We start from the raw sequence: 1,931 nt of genomic DNA, 5'->3' as shown, positions 1-1,931 counted from the left end.
TCATAGGGCGACGTGCCCTTTTCTTTTGCTCTCAGGTTCGCTTGCTTCGTGGCTCGCGATTCACCTCCATCGTAACAGCGCGCTGGTCTTCGTGGCCTGCAACGCGCTCGTCGCGATCGTCAGCTACCTGCTCATCGTAGGAGAAATCAAGCGCGTGCAGCTCAAAAGCGCGTGACCTGCGAGGCGGTCTCATTCACTTCTACCAGCACGGAGATAAAAATGAACGTGTCGAAGACGACGGATTGCCGGCGGAAATTCCTAAAAACGGCTGCGGCCGGCGGACTGGCATCGGTGGGCGGTCTAGCGTTCGCGCCAAGTAATTAAGCCAATAGTTGTATGACGTCAGATAAATATCTGAATTCTGCCGGTGCCGGTCAGCGAACTATGGCGCAGTAATACAAGGGAAAGTGCTTAGTTAGATTGTGCTCGAACGTATCTAAAAGTACGTTATCGTACGACGGGCGGTTGTTGACGCTGCTAGCGCCTCACTTTGACCGCTGGCAAATGCGAGCGTGGCTCGAACGTTCGGGGCACTTAAAGGAACTTTTATGAAGAAGATTGCCCTGAGTGGGGCCGGTGGGCAGCTCGGCTCGGTCGTACGGACGGAGTTGATCGCACGTGGCATTCCGTTGCGCTCGGCCGCAGGCTCAAAGCCCCTTGCTCCTCTGGTGGACGGTGAGGATGTCATGCACGGCGACCTACGCGACCCGGCCGTCGTAGACCGTCTGCTGGACGGTGTCGATGTGCTGATCCACCTTGCAGGTACGAGCGTGGAGCGCCCTCTGCCCGAGATCATCGACAACAACCTGCGCGCGCTCGTCGAAGTGTACGAAGGCGCGCGCAGACAAGGCGTGCGACGCGTGGTTTTCGCCAGCTCGAACCACGCGATCGGCATGTACCGCGTCACCGAACATCTCAAGCTCGACTGCGCGTTGCGCCCAGACGGGTTTTACGGCCTGAGCAAAGTGTGGGGCGAAGCATTGGCAAGAATGTATTGGGACAAGCACGGCATCGAAAGTATTTGCGTGCGTATCGGCAGTTGCCTCGATCGTCCGACCGAGCCCAGACATCTAAGCACCTGGTTCGGCCATCGCGACCTGATCCATTTTCTCGACCGTTGTATCGAAGCGGAGGACGTCGGCTTCATGATCGTCTGGGGCGTCTCCGCCAACACACGGAGTTGGTGGGACAACGGCGGGGCCGAACGTTTGGGTTATCAGCCGACACAGAACGCCGAGGTGTACGCCGCGCAAGTGCTGGGAGGGCCGAACCCGCTCGATGCTTTGGGTCAACGCTACCAGGGCGGCAGCTTCGTTGGCCTCGATTACTCGCGCGAGGATACCGAGCCCGATGGCTCGACCAGTCCCGCGGTTCTGCCCATCTGATCCGTTCAAGAATTCGAGGAGACACGCAATGAAAATCAAGGGCATCCGCTGGTGGATGGTTAGCTTGGTCGCGGCCGGGCTGATCATCAATTACCTCGCGCGCAACACGCTTTCGGTGGCGGCGCCGACCCTGATGAAAGACCTTCACATGACCACGGAGCAGTACGCGCATGTGGTGGTGGCGTGGCAACTTTGTTATGCGTTCATGCAGCCGGTTGCGGGCTATCTGCTCGACACGGTCGGCACCAAGATCGGATTTGCGGCATTCGCGCTCGCCTGGTCGTTAGCCTGCGCGGCGGCAGCATGGTCGACGGACTGGCGCAGCCTTGCGTTCTTTCGCGGCCTCCTTGGCATCGCAGAGGCGGCCGGCATTCCGGCCGGCGTGAAGGCGACAAGCGAGTGGTTCCCCGCCAAGGAGCGTTCGGTCGCGATCGGCTGGTTCAACATTGGCTCGTCCGTCGGCGCGCTGCTCGCACCGCCGCTGGTTGTCTGGGCATTGCTGCACGGGCAATGGCAATGGGCGTTTCTGATCGTCGGCGTGCTGGG

At 60.0% G+C, this 1,931-nt stretch carries 3 protein-coding genes; all 3 read left to right on the top strand.

Annotated elements, in window-relative coordinates:
• Positions 1-219 precede the first annotated feature (219 nt).
• Positions 220-324: a twin-arginine translocation signal domain-containing protein gene (locus AWB68_RS51815; protein ID WP_087650392.1), complete on the top strand. Its 105-nt coding sequence runs from the start codon at positions 220-222 to the stop codon at positions 322-324.
• Between the two features lie 224 nt (positions 325-548).
• Positions 549-1,385, top strand: coding sequence for an NAD-dependent epimerase/dehydratase family protein (locus AWB68_RS44405; RefSeq protein ID WP_087650391.1), 837 nt, complete (start codon positions 549-551; stop codon positions 1,383-1,385).
• Positions 1,386-1,413: 28 nt separating this feature from the next.
• On the top strand, positions 1,414-1,931 hold a 518-nt coding region (locus tag AWB68_RS44400), incomplete at its 3' end, for an MFS transporter (protein ID WP_125483298.1).

The organism is Caballeronia choica (genome assembly GCF_001544535.1).
GTDB classification, from domain to species: domain Bacteria; phylum Pseudomonadota; class Gammaproteobacteria; order Burkholderiales; family Burkholderiaceae; genus Caballeronia; species Caballeronia choica.
This window is presented reverse-complemented; position numbering and strand designations above follow the sequence as displayed.